The sequence below is a fragment of the Halomonas sp. G15 genome (assembly GCF_021282295.1).
In the GTDB taxonomy this organism is placed as follows: Bacteria; Pseudomonadota; Gammaproteobacteria; order Pseudomonadales; family Halomonadaceae; genus Halomonas; species Halomonas alimentaria.
Window position 1 is genome coordinate 1 of record NZ_JAJSPA010000036.1, and the last position, 17,533, is coordinate 17,533.

Genomic DNA, 17,533 nt, shown 5'->3' on the forward strand with positions numbered 1-17,533 from the left:
GCTGCCGGCTGGTGGCTAGCCTTGGCCGGGTGGGACTTTCACCCACTGGGTTTCACGACATCCTTTCCACCTTCTCGGTTTCCCGGATGTCCAGGCTTTGCCTGGCGCACTCAAATCTGGTGGATGGTGGTCAGGCGGCAGTCCTGTCTGACTGATCGGTCGAGGGCTCACCATCCTGGAACTTGACGTTATTCACGACCAGCTCCAGCTTGTTGAACCCCTTGATCCGCTTCCAGCGCTTCTGAGCGCTCTGAAGCAGCTTGAAGACCATCGCCAGGGTCGTTGCCCGGGAGCCACAGCTCCGGCTCCGCTTGCTCCGCAGGCGGACCGTGGCGAAGGTCGACTCGATCGGGTTGGTGGTGCGGATATGCACCCAGTGCTCTGCCGGGTAGTCATAGAACGCCAGCAGTTCCTCACGATCCTTGGCCAGACACGCCATCGCCTTGGGGTACTTGCCCTCGAAGCGCTTCAGCGTGCGATCGAAGGCCTTATGTGCCTCGTCGCGGGTCTCGGCCATCCAGATCTCGTGGAGGTCGGCCTTGACCTTGGGCTGCACGGATTTCGGTAGCTTGTTCAGTACGTTGGCGGTCTTGTGGACCCAGCAACGCTGGTGGTCGGTCTCCGGATAGACCTTGCTCAGCGCGGCCCAGAAGCCCATGGCGCCGTCGCCGATCGCGAGCTTGGGGGCCGTGGTCAGCCCGCGTTCGCGTAGCCCCGTGAGAAGCTCTTTCCAGCTGGCTTCCGACTCGCGTCGCCCATCCTCGACGGCTACCAACTCCTTACGGCCCTGCTCGGTGACACCGATGATCACCAGCAGGCACAGGCGGTCATCCATTCGAACGTTGCTGTAGATTCCGTCGGCCCACCAGTAAACGTAGCGCCGGTCGGCCAGGTCCCGCTTCCGCCACTCGGTGTGCTCGTCTTCCCACTGTTTCTTGAGTCGTGACACGGTGTTGGCCGACAGGCCCTTGGCCTGGTCGCCCAGCAGCGCCGCCAGGGCCTCCTGGTAGTCGCCGGTGGAGATCCCCTTCAGGTAGAGCCAGGGGATCAGCTCCTCGATGCTGCGGGCACGCTTCAGGTAGGGCGGCAGCAGGCTGCTGTTGAAGCGAGCGCCACCTGCGCTGCGGTCACGCACCTTGGGCACCCGCACGCTGACATCCCCGATCCCAGTCTGGATCGTGCGCTCGGGCAGGTAGCCGTTGCGGACCACAGCCTGGCGGCCATCGTCGAGCCGCTGATCGGCATATTGCGCCAGGAAGGTGGCCAGCTCAGCCTCGACAGCCTTGGCAATCAGGTCACGGGCGCCTTGGCGCAGCAGCTCATGCAGCGGGTCAGCGACCTGGGGTTCTAGTTGTGAAAGAGCCCGGAGGGTAGAATCGGTCATGGCGTATCCACTCTGTTGGTTGAGATCTTGGTCGTGATCAATCAACAGGATACGCCACCCTTCCTACCTCCTCCCATACACCAGACTTGAGCTTAACTCGCGGGGAGCGTAATGAGACCGAACAGCCCTACAACAGCAAGGCAATAAGTGGAGTAGATGATTTTCTTCATGAACGGCCTCTTCATCGCTCTCTGATCAACCCGGGGAATCGAACCTGTCGTAGCGATTGGTTGTCAGCTATCACGCTTCTTTCCGAAGAACAGATACTTGGCGAGCGCGGCGACGCCAAGCACCAACGCAATAATCAGCAGGATGGAAATGAGCCCCATCCCCGCCATCCCCCACGTGCATGCTTCGCTTCCCATCATCCTGGTCTCCTGTTGACTTTCGCTGCTTAGGCCTGGTGGACTTGACCTGTCTGGGGTTCACCGCTCGTCACCGGCGAAGCGTCATCGATATCCGGCGTGAAGCGGCGTAGCCGCAACGAGTTGGTCAACACGAAGACGCTGGAGACGCTCATGGCGGCTGCCGCCAGCATGGGGCTGAGCAATACGCCGATGAACGGATAGAGCACGCCCGCCGCCACGGGGATCAGCGCCACGTTGTAGCCATAGGCCCAGACGAAATTCCCGATGATGGTCCGGTGGGTACGCTTGGAGAGCGCCACGGCATTGACGATTCCCCTCAGGTCGCCACGCATCAGCACTACGTCGCCGGCCTCGATGGCGATATCCGTCCCGGTACCGATGGCGATGCCCACGTCGGCCTGCGCCAACGCCGGGGCATCGTTGATCCCGTCGCCCACGAAGGCGACCTTGCCGCCCTCGGCCTGTAGTCGCTTGATCTCGTCCGCCTTCTGGTCAGGCAACACCTCGGCGAGTACGCGCTGAATGCCAACTTGACGAGCGATGGCGTCGGCCGTACCACGGTTGTCGCCGGTGAGCATGGCCACCTCCAGCCCCTGCGCCTTGAGTGCTGAAATGGCTTCGACCGAGCCCTCCTTGAGCGGATCGGCCACCGCGATGACCGCGGCGAGTCGGCCGTCCACCGCGGCATAGAGGGGGCTCTTGGCATCCTCGGCAAGCGCCTTGGCGCGCTCTTCCGCCTTGCCGAGCCCAATCCCGAGCCGGTTCATGTAGCGATCGGCCCCTATGTGAAGCCGGTGACCGGCGACGTCGGCTTCGATGCCGTAGCCCGGCTCGGCGCTGAAATGGCTGACGGCCGGCAGCTCGAGTCCACGTGCTCGGGCACCACGCACGATGGCCTCGGCGATGGGGTGTTCGCTCTGGGCTTCCACCGCCGCGACAAGGCGAAGCACCTCGTTCTCGTGCCCCTCGATCACTTCGAAGTCGGTCAGCTCGGGTCGCCCCTGAGTCAGGGTGCCGGTCTTGTCGAGCACGACGGTATCCATCTTGGCCAACGTCTCAAGCGCCGCGCCCTTGCGAAACAGCACTCCTATCTCGGCCCCCTTGCCGGTACTGACCATGATCGCGGTCGGGGTGGCCAGGCCCATCGCGCAGGGGCAGGCGATCAGCAGCACGCTCACCGTGGTAACGAAGGCGAAGGACAGCGCCGGGGCCGGCCCGAAGGCGAACCACACCCCGAAAGTGATCAGGGCGATGACGATCACTGCGGGCACGAACACCCCGGCGATCTTGTCGGCCAGTTGCTGGATCGGGGGCTTCTCGGCCTGGGCCGCTTCCACCATCTTGACGATCTGCGACAGCACGGTGTCGGCACCGACCCGCGTGGCGCGGAAGGTAAGCGCGCCGTTCTTGTTGATGGTGCCGCCGACGACTTCGGCATCCTGCTGCTTGGCAACCGGTACCGGTTCGCCACTGATCATCGACTCGTCGACGAAGGAATGGCCTTCCTCAACGATGCCATCCACCGGGATGCGCTCGCCCGGGCGGGCCAGGATGCGATCACCGGGCACGACGGCCTCGATCGGCACCTCGACCGCTTCACCATCGCGAATGACGCGGGCGGTTTTTGCCTGCAACTGCAGGAGCTTCTTGATCGCCTCGGAGGTGCGGCCTTTGGCGATGTGCTCGAAGTAGCGTCCCAACAGGATCAGCGTCACGATCACCGCTGCCGCCTCGAAGTAGCTCACGGCGGTACCAGCCGGGAAAAAGCCGGGCACCAGCAGGGCGGCGACCGAATAGAAGTAGGCGGCGCTCGAGCCGATCATGACCAGACTGTTCATGCCCGGGTTGAGATGCCGGAGTTCGGCATAGCCACCGCGATAGAAGCGTGCCCCGGCATAGAACTGCACGGGCGTGGTCAGCAGCCACTCGACGCCCATCCAGCCGCGATGCGGCATCATGCTCGCCAAGAGCGCATCAAAGGCGGGAATCACTTTTCCCATGGCGATGATGACCACCGGGATGGTGAGCACTGCCGCGAGCATGACCCGGTGGAGAAGCTGTCGTCCCTCGCGATCCTCGTCGTCCGCCTGCTGCTGCGACTCGGTTTCCTGCGGTTCATAGCCCGCCTCGCGGATGGCATGCTGAATGCGTGCCAGCGATACGGTCCCCGGCAGGAAACGGACGAAGGCCTTCTGGGTGGCGAGATTGACACTCACCTCCACCATGCCGGGCAGCTTGCCGAGCGCTCGTTCTATCCGCGAGACGCAGGATCCGCAGCTCATGCCGGTGACGGGAATCTCGAGGCTCTCCACCACCGGCTGATAGCCCGCCGTTTCGATAGCGTCGAGCAGGCTGGCCGTCGTGGAGCCTCCCTCCATCTGGATCGTCGCCTTCTGGGTGGCCAGGTTCACCTGAGCGTTAATCACGCCCGGCTGCTGGCCGAGGGCCCGCTCCACCCGTCCGACGCAGGACGCACAGGACATACCCCGAATCTCGATATCGACGTTTTCCGTCATTACTGTGGTCTCCTGGCTTAGTTACCTGCCGGCCCGGCGTGCGCGCTTCGGGACTCCGGCGTTACACTGCCGGAGGCGACGATGTCGCTCATTCGGCCTTCTCGGCGATGGCCTCGACGATCGGGCAGCCTTCCTGCATCGGCCCTTCGCCCGCACATTCGTCGAGTGTTTTCGACAACACGGCCTCGATCCGCGAGAGATGTCGAATTTGCTCGCGGATCTTGTGCAGTTTCTCTCCGGCGATGCGCTTGGCCTGCGCCCGGTCGCCGTTGGCATCCTGGAGGATCAACAGCTCACGGATTTCCTCGAGCGTGAAGCCCCACTGCTTGGCATGGACGATGAATTGCAGCCTGGCCACGGCATCCAGGGGATAACGCCGATAATTGGCGTCCGTCCGCTGGGGGGCGGGCATGAGTTTCTCTTTCTCGTAGAAACGAATCGCCTGGCTGGCGACCCCGCTGCGTTCGGCAAGCTCGCCGATACTGAGTGTTTGCATGGCTTCACCTCACGACACTGTGAATCGGAGCTTCCGACAGGCCGTCTGGGACAGGCGGCCTGATTCGCGAGCCGTGGCTCCGTTAGTCCGGTTGACGCACGACTCGCAGGTAGGACGTCTTGGCGTTCCAACCCTCGGGGAAACGTTCTTTAGCGTCGTCATCCGAGAGCGACGGCAAGATGATGACATCGTCACCGTTTTGCCAGTCGACGGGTGTGGCCACCTTGTGCTTGTCGGTTAGCTGGAGCGAGTCGATGACCCGCAGGATCTCGTCGACGTTACGCCCGGTGCTGGGCGGGTAGGTCAAGGTCAGGCGGATTTTCTTGTCGGAATCGATAATGAAGACGGTACGCACCGTCACCTTGGGGTCGGCTTTCGGATGGATCATTCCATACAACTGAGCCACCACCTGGTCCGCGTCCGCCAGCAGGGGGTAGTTCAGGGCCGCGCCCTGGGTCTGCTCGATATCCTCCGCCCAGTCGTGGTGAGAAGCGAGGGGGTCGACCGACACCCCCACCAGCTTGACACCACGCGCGGCGAACTCGTCCTTGCGCCTGGCAAATGCGCCCAGTTCCGTGGTGCAGACTGGCGTATAATCGGCGGGGTGCGAGAACAGCACGGCCCAGTCCTTGCCCAGCCACTGATGAAAGCCAAGCGTGCCTTCGGTGGATTCGACCGTGAAATCGGGAGCTATCTCCCCTAGGGAACCACTGAATAAATCGGTTCTGCGCGGCTGAACCGTTCAGCCTGGCCAGATCATCGTCTCAGCGGTCATTACATGACCACTTCAAGTGGCCCGTTTTTCCTGGCAGCCGGTTTTCCGGCTGCCAAGCCAAATTCAAGACACACTGGCCCCGTCGGCATCCCCCTCGCACCTTCTCGCAAGCACCAGGTTGCCGAGGGCGAACAGGGTGAACAGCTGCGCCTGGTTCTTGGCCAGCCCCTTGTAACGAACCTTCCGGTAGCCGAAGAGGTTCTTGATGACATGAAACGGGTGCTCCACCTTGGCGCGGATGCTGGCCTTGGCCTTCTCGATTGCCAGGAGGAGCGTTTTCATCGGGCTGTCGTCCATCTTCTTGATCGCGCCGCGCTTGGCGGCAACGCAGCACTTGGAATCCGGGGCATCCTTCTCTTCGTCGAGATGCTTCCACATGCCGGTGTAACCCGCGTCGCCGTATACCCGCTTGTCATCCTCCCGGACCAGAGCACCGGCCATAGTGACATCGGCGACGTTGGCCGAGGTCGCGACGACACTGTGAGTCAGTCCGGTGACGGCATCGACACCGATATGGGCCTTCAGGCCGAAGTACCACTGGTTGCCCTTCTTGGTCTGCTTCATCTCCGGATCGCGCTGCTTGGCCTTGTTCTTGGTGGAAGGAGCCGCTGCCACGATGGTGGCGTCGACGATGGTGCCCTCGCGCATGAACAGGCCCTGCTCAGCCAAGTGGGCGTTGATCTCTTCGAAGATCCGCTGGGTCAGCGCATGCTTCTCCAACAGACGACGGAAGCGCAGCAGCGTGGTCGCGTCCGGTACGCTCTCGATGGCCAAATCGATACCCACGAAGTCCCGCATCGCCTGGCTATCGTAGATCGCATCTTCGAGCGCCTCGTCGGCGAGCGCATACCATTGTTGCAAGAAGTAGATCCGCAGCATGCGCTCCAAGCCAATAGGCGGGCGGCCGCGCTTGCCCGCTGCGTTCGGGAAGTAGGACGGCGACAGCGCGTCGATGAGCCGTTGCCAAGGCACCAGCACCTCCATCTGGGCCAGGAACCGCTCGCGGCGGGTCACTTTCTTCTTGTTCTGGTGCTCTGCCTGGGCGAAAGAGATCTGCTTCATCGGGTGGCTCGGTCAGGTGGTGACAGGGTAGCCAGATTTTACCCCGCCGACGGCTGCCAGGCAGCTGTCGGCGGGATTTGTGCAGCGTTTCCCTAGCTGTAGGGTCATCTCGCTATCCTTATCTATGGCAAGTGTCGGATGATGCACTACGCACGATAACCTTGAAGTCAACTTTAAGGTCAAGGGCTTTCGAAGGAAGGTGGGTTATCTCTTTAGATTATATCGATAGTCATTTATTCGTGATTGACCTTGAGGTAGACACAACCTTTAGAATCATCCGCCGAACCAAATGCGAAGCAGGCGGCTGGCCCCAGGCTGCTTCGCGCCCAGCACCTTGCCCCCCAGGAAGCGTAACGCCTTGGAATCTCTCTCTTCTATCGGTCTGATCGGTGCCTTCGCCGGCGGGTTGGTCTCCTTCTTCTCGCCCTGCACCTTGCCGCTGTTGCCGGCCTACCTGTCGGTGGTCACGGGCGGGAGTGCCGGCAAGGCCGATAGACGCCTGGAGGCATTGATCCTCAGTGCCTTCTTCGTCTTCGGCTTCAGCATCGTGTTCATCCTGTTGGGACTCGGCGCCAGTGGTATCGGCCAGCTGATGCGGGGGTATCGCCAGGAATTCAACTGGGTCGCCGGCTCGGCGGTGATCGTGCTGGGCCTGTTCATGACCGGTGTGTTCCGGTTGCCGCTGTTCCAGCGCACCCTTCAGTTCACACCGAAGGTCCAGGGTGGCTCCCCGCTGTCGGCGACGGTGTTCGGGGTCTCCTTCGCCATCGGCTGGACGCCCTGTATCGGCCCCATCCTGGGCGCCATCCTGATGGCCACCTCCAGCGCCGCCAGTGCCCAGGCCGGCATGCTCTATCTCAGCGCCTACTCGGCGGGCCTGGCGCTGCCTTTTCTCGCCAGCACCCTGCTGATCAATCGATTCGCCCTGCATCGGCAAAGTCTGGGTAGGTGGAGCGCCTATGCTCGCCCAGTTGCCGGCACGATCGTGATCCTGATGGGCATCGCCATCGTCTCGGGCACCATGACGCGGCTTTCCAGCATCATGGTCGACTGGTTTCCCTCGCTGGCGACACTGGGGTAGTCGGGTCGGCGGCGGTGGCAAGGTGTAACCTGTTCATATCAGCGAGGAGAAAGGCCACCGACCACGCAACAGGAACCTTTTGTACAATGGAGGGTTCGTCATGGAAAAAGACCCCGTTTGTGGCATGAGCGTCGATCCCGCCTCGACGGAGAGCGTCGAGCATCGCGGTGAGCGTTACCATTTCTGTAGCAAGCAGTGCGCCGAGCACTTTCGCGGGGATCCGGGCGTCGTGCTTGCCGCCACCTCGGCGGCTGCGTCGAAGCCCAGTGGCAAGGCCAATTATTTCTGCCCCATGTGTTCTGGCGTGGAGAGCGACGAGCCGGGGGAGTGTCCCAAGTGCGGCATGGCGCTGGAACCCGTCAAGCCGCAACCACCGTCGAGGGTCCAGTATACCTGCCCCATGCATCCGGAGGTGCGGCAGGATGAGCCCGGCGACTGCCCCAAGTGTGGCATGGCACTCGAGCCCACCCGCGTTTCCGGAGAGGAACGCAGCGCCGAGTTCCTCGACATGTTCCGACGTTTCTGGGTGGGCGGCCTGCTGACGCTGCCGGTACTGTTCGTCGCCATGGGCAGTATGCTGCCCGGCATCGGCCCTGGGTTGGACGAGGTGCTGCCCGCCGGCGGCGGGCACTGGATCGAACTGATCTTTGCTACGCCCGTGGTGCTATGGGCCGGATGGCCATTCTTCCTGCGTGGCTGGAGGTCTCTCGTCTCCCGCAACCTCAACATGTTCACGCTGATCGCCCTCGGTGTGGGGGCGGCCTATGGCTACAGTGTCGTCGCCACGCTCGCCCCGGCGGTCTTCCCGGCCACTTTCCGTGACGCCGATGGCTCGGTCGGCGTGTATTTCGAGGCGGCGGCGGTGATCGTCGTGCTGATCCTGCTCGGTCAAGTGATCGAGGCCCGCGCCCGCGAGAAGACCGGCAGTGCGCTGCGCGCGATCCTCGATCTCGCGCCGCCGACCGCACGACGCATCGATGCCGAGGGCAATGACGAGGAGGTCTCGCTCGACGAGCTGTGTACCGGTGACCGTCTACGGGTACGCCCCGGTGACAAGGTGCCGGTCGATGGCGAGGTGCTCGAGGGCCACAGCACGCTGGACGAGTCGATGGTGACCGGGGAGTCCCTTCCCGTCGAGAAGCGCGAGGGCGACACGGTCATCGGCGGCACCGTGAATGGTCAGGGCAGCTTCGTCATGCGCGCCGACAAGGTCGGCGAGGACACGGTGCTTTCGAAGATCGCGGAGATGGTGGCCGAAGCGCAGCGTTCGCAGCCGCCCGTGCAGCGGCTTGCCGACGTGGTCGCCGGCTATTTCGTCCCCGCGGTGGTTACCGTGGCGATCCTGGCATTTATTGCCTGGGGGATCTGGGGGCCACCGCCGGCGATGGCCTACGCGGTGATCGCCGCGGTATCGGTGCTGATCATCGCGTGTCCCTGTGCGCTCGGCTTGGCGACGCCGATGTCGATCCAGGTTGGGGTCGGTCGCGGGGCCCGGGCGGGCGTGTTGATCAAGAATGCCGAGGCACTGGAACGTTTCGAGAAAGTCGACACCCTGGTCGTCGACAAGACCGGCACCCTCACCGAGGGTAAACCCCGGGTCGTATCCCTCGAGCCCGTTTCCGGCAGCGATGAAACGCAGTTGCTGCAACTTGCCGGCAGCCTCGAGCGAGGCAGCGAACATCCGTTGGCCGAGGCCATTGTCAGTGCTGCGCAAGAGCATCATGTCGAGCTGAGCGATGCCAGCGATTTCGAGGCGGTGACCGGCATGGGGGTCACCGGTCGGGTCGAAGGACGCGAGCTTGCGCTTGGCAATGCCCGGCTGCTCGAAACACGTGGTGTGGAGGCGCGGGAATGGACGCAGCGTGCCGAGACGCTGCAAGCCGAAGGGCAAACCGTGATGTTCCTGGTGGCCGATGATCAGGTCATGGGACTCATCGGTGTCGCGGACCCGATCAAGGAAACCACCGCACAGGCGATCCGGACGCTCAAAGAGGATGGCCTGCGCCTGGTTATGCTCACCGGCGACAACCGTACCACCGCCGAAGCCGTGGCGCGCCAACTTGGTATCGACGAAATTGAAGCGGACGTACTGCCGGAAGATAAGGGGCGTATCGTGCGCGAGCATCGCGAGGCCGGGCGCGTGGTCGCCATGGCCGGCGACGGCGTCAATGACGCCCCCGCCCTGGCCGAGGCTGACGTCGGTATCGCCATGGGCACGGGGACCGATGTCGCCATCCAGAGCGCGGGGGTGACCCTGGTGAGAGGGGATCTCTCCGGCATTGTTCGCTCCCGCCATCTCAGTCGCCGGGTGATGCGCAATATCCGCCAGAACCTGTTTTTCGCCTTCGTCTACAACAGCCTGGGGGTGCCTCTGGCCGCCGGGGTGCTGTTTCCGTTCACCGGCTGGCTGCTCAGTCCCATCTACGCCGCCGCCGCGATGAGCCTGAGCTCGGTCTCGGTCATCGCCAACGCACTGAGGCTACGCGCCGCCAAGCTATGAGCCGGGGCCGCCGACAACCATAGAAGAGGGGGAGCATCATGGCTTATGTCGACCTGCAGCGACGTAGCGTATTGCGCCGCATCGGCGGTGTGGCGGCGTTGTCGACCCTGGTGGGGGCCGGGGTATGGCTCGGGGGATATCGCCCCGCTCTGCGGGCGGCGTCCGCGTCGACGGCCATGGAGGGGCCCTTCGACGTCGACCTGCGTGTGCGAGCCCACCCGGACAAGGTGGCTATCCTGCCCGGTGCGCCCAGCGACGTCTGGCGCTACACGGCCGAGCGAATCGTCGGGCCTGAAGATACCCTGACGCCCGTGGGTGAGAGTTATACGGGGCCATTGATTCGCCTGCGTCGTGGTCAGCGCTTGCGGGTACGCATCGACAACGATCTCCCCGAAGACACCACCGTGCACTGGCATGGGCTGCACGTGCCGCCAGAAATGGACGGTCAGCCGCGCCTGCCGATCGCTCCGGCGACGAGCACGACGCTCGCCTTCGATGTCGTGGATCGCGCCGGTCTGTACTGGTACCACCCCCATCCTCACGGCCCCAACGGTGGCCGGGTCGGCTTTCAGAGTTACGCCGGCCTTGCCGGTCCACTGATCATCAACGACGACGCCGAGCGTGCCTTGGAGCTCCCCGACGGAGAGCGGGAACTGGTCCTCATCCTGCAGGATCGCACCTTTAGCAATGGCAATGAGCTTCAGTACATCGACGATGGTGGCATGGGGGCGATGATGACCCGCATGCAGGGCTTTCGCGGGGAGCGGGTACTGGTGAACGGCCACCCGGACGCGCGACGCGAGGTGTCCACGCAGCCATATCGATTGCGCCTGCTCAACGGCTCCAACTCGCGCATCTACAAGCTGGCCTGGAGCGATGGCCGGGCGGTGACCGTCATCGGCACCGACGGTGGCCTGCTCGCCAAGCCCGAGCGGCGCCGCTCGGTCACACTGGCGCCGGCCCAACGGATCGATCTGTGGGTCGATTTTGGCGACACCGAGCCGGGAGAGTCCGTACAGCTGGTGAGCGAGGAGTACCAACTCGGCATGATGGGCGAGCGAATGGGCGACATGATGGACCGGGGCATGATGGGCGATCGAATGGGCGGCATGATGGATCGAGGGATGATGGGTGATCGAATGGGCGAGATGATGGATCGAGGCATGATGCGCGACATGATGGGAAGCGAGCGGCTCTCGCTAGTTACCTTCGCCGTCGTCGCACGGGCGAACGATGCGGAAACCCTGCCGGAACGCTTGGCTCAAGACCTGCCGGCCTCCCCGGTTCAGGCCGATACGCCAGTACGCCGCTTCGAGCTGGGCATGCGCATGATGCAGGGGTTCACGATCAACGGCCGGCAGATGGAGGGCGCGACGGTGGCAGATGACGAGATCGTCCGGCTGGCGCAGACGGAGATCTGGGAGTTCGTCAACAACACCATGATGCCGCACCCCATGCACGTTCATGGACTGCAATTCCTGGTTCAGGAGCGGATATCGGCGGGCGGCAAGACGGACCTGCACGATGGGATCATCGACGCGGGATTGCATGACACGGTGCTGGTGTTCCCAGAGGAACGGGTGCGCATCGCTCTGACCTTCAAGGACTTCGAGGGGTTCTACATGTACCACTGCCACAACATGGAGCATGAGGATGCCGGTATGATGCGCTACTTCAAGGTGGTGGCATAACGAACCGGTCTGGTTTCGATCACACCGTATTTCGATCACCTGGCAACCACACGGGATGACGATACAGATGTCCTTCTACGAGAATCGTGTTCTGCCGCATTTCCTCCACCTGGCGTGTGGCAACACGGTGGTCGATCGTCAGCGGGCGGCCGTGGTGCCGCAAGCCCGGGGCCGTGTTCTGGAGGTGGGTATGGGGTCCGGGCTCAATATTCCCCACTACGATCCGGACCGGGTCGAGCTGGTCTGGGGGCTCGAGCCTTCCGAAGGCATGCGACGCAAGGCCCGCCACAACGTCATCGGCGCACCGTTCGAGGTGCGCTGGCTGGACCTGCCGGGCGAGGAGGTTCCTCTCGACGACAACAGTGTCGATACCGTGGTGCTCACCTACACCCTTTGCACGATTCCGGACTGGCACCGGGCGCTGGAGCAGATGCGTCGCGTGCTCAAGCCGGGTGGCCAACTGCTGTTCTGCGAACACGGCACGGCACCTGATGAGGCCGTGCGCCAGTGGCAGGATCGCGTCAACCCCCTGTGGCGCAAGGTGGCGGGGGGCTGCCATCTCAACCGTGCCATCCCCGAGCTCATCGAGCACGCTGGCTTCCGTATCCAGCGAATGGAGACGGGCTATCTACCGAAAGTTCCGCGGTTCGCTGGCTTCAATTTCTGGGGAGCCGCTGTTCCCCTGTGATCGAGCCCTCATGTAAGGACGCAATCAGCGGGCAGGTGATACTTCCCTCCTGTTCATGACACGCCTGTACAAGTTCGTCCAGTGTCCGCTCGATACGCTGGAGGCTGGCGACCTTCTCACGGACATCCCGCAGTTTATGCTCGGCGAGGGTGCTGGCCTCCTGGCAATGAGTGCCATCCTCCAATCGCAACAGCTCGGCAATCTCGTCCAGGCTGAAGCCCAGCCGCTGCCCGGTTTTGACGAAGGTCAGCCGCGCGACGTCGGCTGTGCCATAGCGGCGAATACTGCCGGCAGGACGTTCGGGCTCTGAGAGTAGCCCACGGCGCTGATAATACCGGATGGTCTCGACATTGACGCCAACCGCCTTGGCCAGGCCACCAATGGTCATAGTGCCCGCTACTCTATCCCCCTGTCTCTTCATGACGCTTGACTCCGTATCTGACTACGGATGTAACCTTATCCCAGTAAACAAGGTCATGAAAGGTGCAAGCGCAATGTCTACATCGAAAACGGGGAAAGGGCCTCTGGCTGCCGGTGGGCTTGCTGCCCTCCTTGCCTCGGTCTGCTGCCTCGGCCCGCTGGTGCTGATCATGCTGGGGATTTCCGGCGCCTGGATCGGCAACCTGACGGCCCTGGAACCCTACCGCCCACTCTTCGTCGGTATGGCGCTGGTGGCACTGTTCTTCGCCTGGCGCCGGATCTTCCGGCCAGTGGAAAAGTGCCAGCCAGGTGAGCTTTGTGCCGTGCCACGCGTCAGGACGGGCTACAAGGTCATGTTCTGGATTGTGTCGCTACTGGTACTGACTGCGCTGGTCTTTCCCTACACCTTGCCCTGGTTCTATTGAGAGGAGGTTCTCCATGAAAGCTCGTTTCGCCCTCATCGCGATACTCGCCCTGCTCAGCTCTCCCGCCATGGCGGCCCTGCAGACCGTGACGCTCTCAGTACCGGGCATGACCTGCGCCGCCTGTCCGATCACCGTCAAGGCTGCACTCAACAAGGTGGACGGCGTCTCGCAAATCGACGTGAGCTATCCGGATCGTGAGGCCGTGGTCACCTTCGATGATGCCAAGACCACGGTTGAGGCCCTGCTCCAGGCCACGGCCAATGTAGGTTATCCCTCGACGGTGAAGGAATAAGTGTGAAAGGTCCGAGGAAATTTTCAAACGTCGTGCTTGGCAGCATGCTGATGGGATTGTGTTGCGCCGTGCCAATAGTCCTGATTCTGTCCGGCACGGCGGGCCTGGCCGCGCTGACAGGCTATCTCGACTACGTGCTCTTCGCTGCCCTGGCCCTGGCCATCGTCATCGGCTTGCCTCTCTACGCGCGACACCACAAGCGGAAGCAGGATGCCGGCTTTACTCATAAAGACTCGGAGAAACGTGATGATTGAACTCAACGTGAGTGGCATGACCTGTGACCGCTGTGCGGATCATGTCAGGGAAGCCTTGGAGAAGCTGCCCGGCGTACAGTCGGTGGAGGTCTCCTATCCTCAGGGGACGGCATCGGTAGCCGTTGATCCGGGCACACCGGCCTCGGCGTTGACGTTCGCCGTGACCCGACTTGGCTATCAGGCCCGACTGGCCAACAGTGAAACACCCTCCCCGACAGGCGCATCGGTTTCCAAGGGCCGTGATGAAGACGCCCCGCACATCGCGGTGATCGGCAGTGGCGGCGCTGCCATGGCGGCGGCCCTGAAGGCCGCCGAACGCGGCGCCCGGATCACCCTGATCGAACGCGGCACTCTCGGCGGTACCTGTGTCAATACCGGCTGTGTGCCCTCGAAGATCATGATCCGCGCGGCGCATATTGCGCATCTGCGAAAGGAGAGCCCCTTCGATGCCGGCTTGAGCGCCCAGGCACCGGTGGTGGACCGGGCACAGCTGCTCAGGCAACAGCTGGGGCGTGTCGAGGAACTGCGTGATGCCAAGTACGCGGGGATTCTGCGCGACCACCCGGCCATCACGGTCCTGCATGGCGAGGCCCGGTTCGTCGATGCCCGCAGCCTGACGGTCGAGCTGAATGAGGGCGGCGCGCAGACCGTCCGCTTCGATCGCGCCTTCATCGGCACCGGCGCTCGTCCGACAGAACCGCCGGTGCCGGGGCTGGCCGAGACCCCCTATCTCACGTCCACCAGTGCGCTGGAACTGGACACCCTTCCCGAGCGGCTGATCGTGATCGGGGCCTCGGTGGTGGCCCTGGAACTGGCCCAGGCTTTCGCCCGTCTGGGCAGCCGGGTCACTGTGCTGGCCCGCAGCCGAGTGCTGTCCCAGGAAGACCCGGCGGTGGGTGAGGCCGTGGAAGCGGCGTTTCGCCGTGAGGGCATCGAGATCCTCAAGCAGACACAGGCCAGCGAAGTGAGCCACGACGGCCAGCTGTTCACCCTGCAGACCCACGCCGGGACCCTGCAGGCGGAGCAATTGCTGGTGGCCAGTGGCCGCACACCCAACACCGAGGCCCTGAACCTGGCGAGCATCGGCGTGGAGACCGCGCGTGGCGCGATTCTGGTGGATGAGCATCTGCAGACCACCGTACCGGGCCTGTATGCCGCCGGTGACTGCACCGATCAGCCGGAGTATGTCTACGTCGCCGCCGCCGGGGGTAGCCGCGCCGCGATCAACATGACCGGCGGCGAGGCCACCCTGGACCTCAGTGCCATGCCGGCGGTGATCTTCACCGACCCCCAGGTGGCCACCGTCGGCCTGACGGAAGCCGAAGCACTGGAGCAGGGCTTCAGCGTAGAGTCCCGCGTGCTCGAGCTGGCGAACGTGCCACGTGCGCTGGTCAATTTCGACACCGGTGGGTTCATCAAGCTGGTGGCCGAACGCGACACGGGGCGGTTGCTGGGGGTACAGGCGGTGGCCGGCGAAGCCGGCGAGCTGATCCAGACGGCTGTTCTGGCGCTGCGCGCGCGCATGACGGTGCAGGCCATCGGCGACGAACTGTTCCCCTACCTCACCATGGTGGAAGGCATCAAGCTCTGTGCCCAGACTTTTACCAAAGACGTGACGCAGTTGTCATGCTGTGCCGGGTGAACGGGCTGAGATTGAGCGAACCGTACCGGGATTCCCGGAGACTCCAAACCTTGAGAGAATGGAACCATAAGCACATGAAAGCGATACTCCCCTGAAGTCCGTGAGCGCGCGGTCCGCATGGTCTTCGATCACGAGGCCGACTACCCCTGCCAGTGGGTGGCCATCGGTATTATCGCCCCCAAGATCGGCTGGACACCGGAAACGCTGCGTAGCTGGCCCGGCAGACCGAGTGTGATTCGGGTCGCCGTGAAGGCACCACGACGTCAGAGCGTGAGCGAATCGAGGCGCTGGAGCGTGAGAACCGAGAGTTGGGGCAAGCCAACGGGATACTTCGCGAGGCGTCTGCCTATTTTGCCTAGGTGGAGTTCGATCGCCGCGGCAAGAGATGCTCGACTTCATCGTTGGTCACCGGGCGTCGTACATGGTCGAGCCGATCTACCGGATGCTGCTGTTTACCCCATTGAGGTACTACGAGCATAAAGGCCGTGAGACGAGACTCAACCTGACCGTGCACCGCCCCGCGTCCAGCGGGACTGTTGGCTGCGATAAACTACACGGCTGCCTCCTCACTCGATAGCCTCTTGGTAATTCGTCTCCAGAACGCGCGCTTGGTATCCCGCAGATTGACGTCCGGACCGCCAGGCGAACGCATCGGTGCCCCCGTCTGTTCAGCGCCCCAGCCAGGTGATCGTCCCATGCAACACCTCCAATATCGAGATGTTGCAACGGCCGATTGAATATGCCGTCGACTGGTTCAACCACCGGCGGCTCCTGGAGCCGGGCAACATGCCACCGGCCGAGCGAGAAGATCTGTATTATGAGCAGCAGGGTCAGGCCAAGAAGGCGGCCTGACTGAAACCAACGGGTCTCCGAGAAAGCCAAGGCGGTTCACAGGGCTGCGCTGAGCAGCCCTGCTAACAGTGGCGCCGCTTGATTCGCCTTATCTCGACCTGATAATGTTCGCACCCTTTGGGGAGTAGCCTGCTTCTGAACCGCTCAGAAGCGTCCGTATCAACATACTCGGTAACTTGCCGTGGTACGGACACCTTTCGGTTGGCGAGACCATCGGTATACCCACGTCAAAGCCGGGCGTGTGGAGATGCCATGGACTCTATGCCCGGCTGGAAGTGTTTATGAATCCGTTCTCACTGGTAATGCTCGCTATTGCCATGTCTACAGATGCCTTTGCCGCCGCTGTCGGTAAAGGATCGAGCCTAGACAAGCCACACATTACCGAAGCTCTGCGCATGGGTATGATCTTCGGAATTGTCGAAGCAACTACGCCCGTCATCGGCTGGCTGGTCGGCCAGGCCGCTTCGCAATTTATCGAGAACTGGGACCATTGGATTGCCTTCACGCTGCTGCTAATCCTCGGTTTATACATGATGTACAACGGTTTCAAGGTGCCTGAGGAAGAGGCCGAGAAAACCAAACAGCATTCCCTGTTACTCCTGATGGTCACCGCCATTGCCACCAGCATCGATGCTCTAGCAGTGGGTGTGAGTTTGGCATTTATTGAGATCAACATTCTTGTCGCTTCGCTGGCCATTGGCTTGGCCACAATGACCATGGTGACTGTCGGCGTGCTGCTTGGAAGGGCTATCGGCACGCTCGTCGGGCGCTGGGCAGAGATTGTAGGCGGCACAGTGTTAGTCTTTGTGGGTGCGATCGTTCTCTATGAGCATTTAGCTTGATAAAACCAGTACATTCCCAGCGATCACCCTAACTACCTACGCCCGCAGAACGCTGAGAATCGACCGGAGCTTAGAATACGTTTTTTCCGAATTTTGGGGCTTCCCACGGTTTTCGCTGTCATGCTGGTTTGCTTGTCATGGTCCATCGGCTAAGCCATCGCCTCGGTCACTTGATTCTGCTGCTGTTCATGACCCGGTGAGCGAGGCCGGCGTCGGGGCGTCATAACAGGCGAGGTAGAAGGGCG

17 protein-coding genes, 1 pseudogene, 1 riboswitch and 1 other annotated feature are annotated in these 17,533 nt (G+C 62.7%); of the genes and pseudogenes, 11 read left to right on the plus strand and 7 right to left on the minus strand.

Annotated elements, in window-relative coordinates; translation table 11 throughout:
* Window positions 1-130 precede the first annotated feature (130 nt).
* From LWH48_RS14445 to LWH48_RS14465, 6 genes are all read right to left on the minus strand, one after another.
* Entirely contained in the window at window positions 131-1,384 is a 1,254-nt protein-coding gene (locus LWH48_RS14445) for an IS256 family transposase (RefSeq protein WP_232913101.1), read from the minus strand.
* A 233-nt stretch (window positions 1,385-1,617) separates the two neighbouring features.
* Window positions 1,618-1,752: a hypothetical protein gene (locus LWH48_RS18290; RefSeq protein WP_023005305.1), complete on the minus strand. Its 135-nt coding sequence runs from the start codon at window positions 1,750-1,752 to the stop codon at window positions 1,618-1,620.
* A 26-nt stretch (window positions 1,753-1,778) separates the two neighbouring features.
* Window positions 1,779-4,268, minus strand: a complete 2,490-nt coding sequence (locus LWH48_RS14450; RefSeq protein ID WP_195688903.1) for a heavy metal translocating P-type ATPase — start codon at window positions 4,266-4,268, stop codon at window positions 1,779-1,781.
* Between the two features lie 88 nt (window positions 4,269-4,356).
* Complete coding sequence (locus tag LWH48_RS14455) at window positions 4,357-4,764, minus strand: heavy metal-responsive transcriptional regulator (protein WP_087720525.1); 408 nt, start codon at window positions 4,762-4,764, stop codon at window positions 4,357-4,359.
* Window positions 4,765-4,846: 82 nt separating this feature from the next.
* Window positions 4,847-5,458, minus strand: coding sequence for a peroxiredoxin (locus LWH48_RS14460; RefSeq protein ID WP_232913109.1), 612 nt, complete (start codon window positions 5,456-5,458; stop codon window positions 4,847-4,849).
* A gap of 144 nt (window positions 5,459-5,602) precedes the next feature.
* Window positions 5,603-6,601 (minus strand): IS5 family transposase, encoded by a 999-nt coding sequence (locus LWH48_RS14465; RefSeq protein ID WP_232913102.1) that lies wholly within the window; start codon window positions 6,599-6,601, stop codon window positions 5,603-5,605.
* Window positions 6,602-6,959: 358 nt separating this feature from the next.
* Here LWH48_RS14465 and LWH48_RS14470 point away from each other — a divergent pair, with 358 nt between their 5' ends.
* From LWH48_RS14470 to LWH48_RS14485, 4 genes are all read left to right on the plus strand, one after another.
* Window positions 6,960-7,682, plus strand: a complete 723-nt coding sequence (locus LWH48_RS14470) for a cytochrome c biogenesis CcdA family protein (RefSeq protein WP_133483783.1) — start codon at window positions 6,960-6,962, stop codon at window positions 7,680-7,682.
* Window positions 7,683-7,782: 100 nt separating this feature from the next.
* Window positions 7,783-10,182, plus strand: coding sequence for a heavy metal translocating P-type ATPase (locus tag LWH48_RS14475; RefSeq protein ID WP_133483784.1), 2,400 nt, complete (start codon window positions 7,783-7,785; stop codon window positions 10,180-10,182).
* Window positions 10,183-10,220: 38 nt separating this feature from the next.
* Window positions 10,221-11,873, plus strand: a complete 1,653-nt coding sequence (locus tag LWH48_RS14480; protein WP_023007337.1) for a multicopper oxidase family protein — start codon at window positions 10,221-10,223, stop codon at window positions 11,871-11,873.
* Window positions 11,874-11,940: 67 nt separating this feature from the next.
* Window positions 11,941-12,561: a class I SAM-dependent methyltransferase gene (locus LWH48_RS14485; RefSeq protein WP_023007336.1), complete on the plus strand. Its 621-nt coding sequence runs from the start codon at window positions 11,941-11,943 to the stop codon at window positions 12,559-12,561.
* On the opposite strand, the gene merR is transcribed toward LWH48_RS14485, so the two are convergent.
* Window positions 12,530-12,982 carry an Hg(II)-responsive transcriptional regulator gene (gene merR / locus LWH48_RS14490; RefSeq protein WP_081712103.1) on the minus strand — a complete coding sequence of 151 codons (453 nt, stop codon included), beginning with the start codon at window positions 12,980-12,982 and terminating at the stop codon, window positions 12,530-12,532. The genes LWH48_RS14485 and merR overlap by 32 nt on opposite strands.
* Window positions 12,983-13,055: 73 nt before the next feature.
* On the opposite strand from merR, the gene merT reads away from it, so the two are divergent.
* From merT to LWH48_RS14525, 7 genes and pseudogenes are all read left to right on the plus strand, one after another.
* Window positions 13,056-13,406 (plus strand): mercuric ion transporter MerT, encoded by a 351-nt coding sequence (gene merT / locus LWH48_RS14495; RefSeq protein WP_023007334.1) that lies wholly within the window; start codon window positions 13,056-13,058, stop codon window positions 13,404-13,406.
* Window positions 13,407-13,419: 13 nt separating this feature from the next.
* Complete coding sequence (gene merP / locus LWH48_RS14500) at window positions 13,420-13,698, plus strand: mercury resistance system periplasmic binding protein MerP (protein ID WP_023007333.1); 279 nt, start codon at window positions 13,420-13,422, stop codon at window positions 13,696-13,698.
* Window positions 13,699-13,700: 2 nt separating this feature from the next.
* Window positions 13,701-13,952, plus strand: coding sequence for a mercury resistance system transport protein MerF (gene merF, locus LWH48_RS14505; RefSeq protein WP_031218777.1), 252 nt, complete (start codon window positions 13,701-13,703; stop codon window positions 13,950-13,952).
* Entirely contained in the window at window positions 13,945-15,594 is a 1,650-nt protein-coding gene (gene merA / locus LWH48_RS14510) for a mercury(II) reductase (RefSeq protein ID WP_232913103.1), read from the plus strand. The genes merF and merA overlap by 8 nt, the downstream gene beginning before the upstream one ends.
* Before the next feature lie 117 nt (window positions 15,595-15,711).
* Window positions 15,712-16,042, plus strand: a pseudogene (locus LWH48_RS14515) (transposase); the annotation flags it as partial.
* Window positions 15,938-16,054 (plus strand) — a sequence feature (AL1L pseudoknot). (Overlaps the previous pseudogene by 105 nt.)
* A 194-nt stretch (window positions 16,055-16,248) precedes the next feature.
* Window positions 16,249-16,446, plus strand: coding sequence for a hypothetical protein (locus tag LWH48_RS14520; protein WP_166637557.1), 198 nt, complete (start codon window positions 16,249-16,251; stop codon window positions 16,444-16,446).
* Window positions 16,447-16,558: 112 nt separating this feature from the next.
* A riboswitch (yybP-ykoY riboswitch) is annotated at window positions 16,559-16,726 on the plus strand.
* A gap of 1 nt (window position 16,727) precedes the next feature.
* On the plus strand, window positions 16,728-17,288 hold the full coding sequence (locus LWH48_RS14525) for a manganese efflux pump MntP (RefSeq protein ID WP_133483785.1): 561 nt from the start codon (window positions 16,728-16,730) through the stop codon (window positions 17,286-17,288).
* Window positions 17,289-17,533: the final 245 nt, after the last annotated feature.

Bases quoted from the DNA above. Each gene is read 5' to 3' on its own strand.
- LWH48_RS14445 (WP_232913101.1), bottom strand. From the start codon at position 1,384: ATGACCGATTCTACCCTCCGGGCTCTTTCACAACTAGAACCCCAGGTC.
- LWH48_RS18290 (WP_023005305.1), bottom strand. From the start codon at position 1,752: ATGATGGGAAGCGAAGCATGCACGTGGGGGATGGCGGGGATGGGGCTC.
- LWH48_RS14450 (WP_195688903.1), bottom strand. From the start codon at position 4,268: ATGACGGAAAACGTCGATATCGAGATTCGGGGTATGTCCTGTGCGTCC.
- LWH48_RS14455 (WP_087720525.1), bottom strand. From the start codon at position 4,764: ATGCAAACACTCAGTATCGGCGAGCTTGCCGAACGCAGCGGGGTCGCC.
- LWH48_RS14465 (WP_232913102.1), bottom strand. From the start codon at position 6,601: ATGAAGCAGATCTCTTTCGCCCAGGCAGAGCACCAGAACAAGAAGAAA.
- LWH48_RS14475 (WP_133483784.1), top strand. From the start codon at position 7,783: ATGGAAAAAGACCCCGTTTGTGGCATGAGCGTCGATCCCGCCTCGACG.
- LWH48_RS14480 (WP_023007337.1), top strand. From the start codon at position 10,221: ATGGCTTATGTCGACCTGCAGCGACGTAGCGTATTGCGCCGCATCGGC.
- LWH48_RS14485 (WP_023007336.1), top strand. From the start codon at position 11,941: ATGTCCTTCTACGAGAATCGTGTTCTGCCGCATTTCCTCCACCTGGCG.
- merR (WP_081712103.1), bottom strand. From the start codon at position 12,982: ATGAAGAGACAGGGGGATAGAGTAGCGGGCACTATGACCATTGGTGGC.
- merT (WP_023007334.1), top strand. From the start codon at position 13,056: ATGTCTACATCGAAAACGGGGAAAGGGCCTCTGGCTGCCGGTGGGCTT.
- merP (WP_023007333.1), top strand. From the start codon at position 13,420: ATGAAAGCTCGTTTCGCCCTCATCGCGATACTCGCCCTGCTCAGCTCT.
- merA (WP_232913103.1), top strand. From the start codon at position 13,945: ATGATTGAACTCAACGTGAGTGGCATGACCTGTGACCGCTGTGCGGAT.
- LWH48_RS14525 (WP_133483785.1), top strand. From the start codon at position 16,728: ATGAATCCGTTCTCACTGGTAATGCTCGCTATTGCCATGTCTACAGAT.